Origin of the sequence: Ruoffia sp. FAM 26255, assembly GCF_045528525.1 — a bacterium.
Lineage (GTDB): Bacteria > Bacillota > Bacilli > Lactobacillales > Aerococcaceae > Ruoffia > Ruoffia tabacinasalis.
Window position 1 is genome coordinate 1 of record NZ_JBGQQX010000104.1, and the last position, 2,823, is coordinate 2,823.

At 35.3% G+C, this 2,823-nt stretch carries 2 protein-coding genes; both read right to left on the reverse strand.

Annotated features, from left to right (window positions below):
* Window positions 1-189: 189 nt before the first annotated feature.
* Window positions 190-1,683, reverse strand: coding sequence for a carbon starvation protein A (locus tag ACEN31_RS11335; RefSeq protein ID WP_407109462.1), 1,494 nt, complete (start codon window positions 1,681-1,683; stop codon window positions 190-192).
* A 402-nt stretch (window positions 1,684-2,085) separates the two neighbouring features.
* A complete protein-coding gene (locus ACEN31_RS11340) occupies window positions 2,086-2,610 on the reverse strand; it encodes a hypothetical protein (RefSeq protein ID WP_407109463.1) in 525 nt (174 codons plus the stop codon).
* Between the last annotated feature and the right edge of the window lie 213 nt (window positions 2,611-2,823).

Here is a 2,823-nt window from a genome sequence, read left to right on the forward strand (position 1 = left end):
AGACCGTATTTTACTTATGACGCGATTATATGTCCCTCAGACAAATAAAAAAGATCAAGCAACAACTTATGCTGCTTGATCTTGATTAAAATGAGTCATCAACCCTATTTGACAAAGAGCCGAAAAAACACACCTACTTGAAAAAGCCAGGTGTGTTTTACGATAGTGCAGAAAGCTATTGCACTTGTTCTATTTGCTAGAAATAAGTTCAGGATATATCTCACTGATAGGCTTTTGATCATTTAACAATAAACTATCACTAGCCAATTCCGCTTTTGTTTGGCTGACATGGCGTAAGAAGATTGCCAGTAGTAATGCCGTTAAAGCCGTCGCTACAAAATAGGACAAGCGCATCTCGAGACCGAAGCCAATTTGTTCCGTTAACAGATAAAGAATGACCATGTACAACATGAAGACACCAGGGATTAGGGTTACCCAGAAGTTTCTTGATTTATAACTTAAATACGCACTTGAGACAAACAGTGCAATAACTGCTGTTGCTTGGTTAGCCCAGTTAAAGTAACGCCATAAAATATTAAAGTCGATAAACATTAACGCCATACTAATCATAAAAATTGGAATCGAAATAGCAAAACGATGACGAACTACCTTTTGACTTAATTTAATGTAATCCGCAATAATCATTCGCAAACTACGAAAAGCTGTATCGCCTGAAGTAATGGGTAGAACAATAACTCCAAGAATTGCAATTGTCCCTCCAACAGTGCCCAATAAAGTCATCGCAATTTCGCTGACTGCTGCAGAAGCTGTTCCCGCTTTAATAATTTCATTTAAATCGACGCGGTCAAACAAGGCCATGGCTGCTGCTGCCCAGATCATCGCAATAATTCCTTCTGTAATCATCGCACCATAGAAAACCCAACGCCCCTGCCCTTCTTTTTGAATTGTTCGGGAAATAATCGGACTTTGAGTTGCATGGAAGCCTGACATGGCACCACATGAAATTGTAAAGAAAAGGCCAGGTATCAGTGAAACACCATCTGGATGCATATTTTGTAAATTAATTTCCGGAATGTTAGCAAAGTTTCCAGTAGTAATTAATGTTATTAAAACAGCCACGCAAGATAATAATAAAACTGCTCCAAAAATTGGATAAATTCGTCCAATGATTTTATCAATAGGTAGTATGGTTGATAGGATATAATAAATGAAAATAACAACTACCCAAAACCATCGACCCATAAAATCCGGTGTCAAATTAGCCAATAATGATGCTGGTGAGGTTACAAATACGGTTCCTACTAATAATAATAGCAATGAAGCAAAAATATTAACGATATGCTTCATGAAATTACCTAAATATTTACCCGCTAAAGCTGGTAAATGATCGCCATTATTTCTTAAGGAAATCATGCCTAGATAATAATCATGAACTGCTCCTGCAAAAATATTCCCAATAACAATCCAAATGAATGCGACAGGTCCATATAAAGCTCCCATAATCGGTCCGAATATCGGTCCAGTTCCTGCAATATTCAACAGCTGAATCAACCAATTCTTCTGTTTGGCCATCGGTACATAATCAATACCGTCCTCCAAGACATAGGCTGGTGTTTCTCTTTCTACTTCTACACCAAAGTTTCTGACAATGACTTGAGAATAGAAAACGTATCCCAAGATAAGCAAGACTACCCCACCAATAAATGATAACAACCTTAACACTCCTTTTCTAAAATCTATAGTAACGGCTTAATTTGATTATATCACCCAGTCTGTTATATAACAACACGAAAGTGAATGTTTTTTCAAGCATATAACTATATTAGCACCGAATAACTATACCTAACCCGTGTTGTTTAAGGATATTAACAAAAAAGAACACATAAACTATCTGTTTTATAACAGTTAGTTTGTGAATGTTTCCCTTCTGATTTTTTATTAAATTTATATATTTTAATTAACTTACATTCAGGCTGGTGTATCAAGGTGTACTTGCTCTCTTCGATAGACAAAGGGGCTATTGAAGCAGCTTTGTTGACTCGATAATAAAATTGACGAAAGAGTCACTCCATTATTTAATTCTAGGCAATAAAAAACTGACAGCTCTCTTCATTAGTTGCGTAGTTAAACTACCTTACTAAGTATTTGATTATTACTGACAACAATGTGCTTGTTCAAGATAATACTTCCTAATTTCGGTTCTAAAAAGAACAATTCTTCTTCACAAATCTCGTTCTTAATTGTTTCATGCTCTATTAGGACTTCTTTACCACTCAATGTTATACAGCGCTGAAATACTACAGGATCTCCACTATTGAAAGAAAATCCTAGCATTCCGCTCCCAATATCAGCTGTTTGTGCTGTTTTAATGAGAGTGTTTGTATTCAAACCTAATATTAGAGTAAATAAAGTTGTAACGACTACCATTTGTACTACCTTATTTTTACCTAGCTTTGAAATCATATTATAAATTGATTTCGCTTTTTCCATTATATTAGGCTTTTCATCCTTTGCATCCTTTTCAGGTTTTCCATTCTCTTCTTCTTGTCCTTTTTGCACTAGCATATCTAACTCAATTTTCTTTTGTTTAGTTTTTTCTTGCTCTAGTGCAATTTCCTTGTTTGATTCAATATTAGCTAGTTCCACCATTGTATTACATTGTTTCCAATGAGTTATACACGATAAAATCATCTTTAAATATCTATAATCTGTGTTCTTTTTTTCATCTCACTCCCTCCATTATTTTAATAACGCCGATTGTAAAATTAAGCTAGACAACTAAAACAGCCATTTGTGGTACACTCAACTTGTAATTCCGACCAAAGAATACAAAGGAGTGACCACAAATGACCTACACCCATC

Coding starts and splice junctions, on each gene's coding strand:
- ACEN31_RS11340 (WP_407109463.1), bottom strand. CDS start 2,610: ATGGTGGAACTAGCTAATATTGAATCAAACAAGGAAATTGCACTAGAG.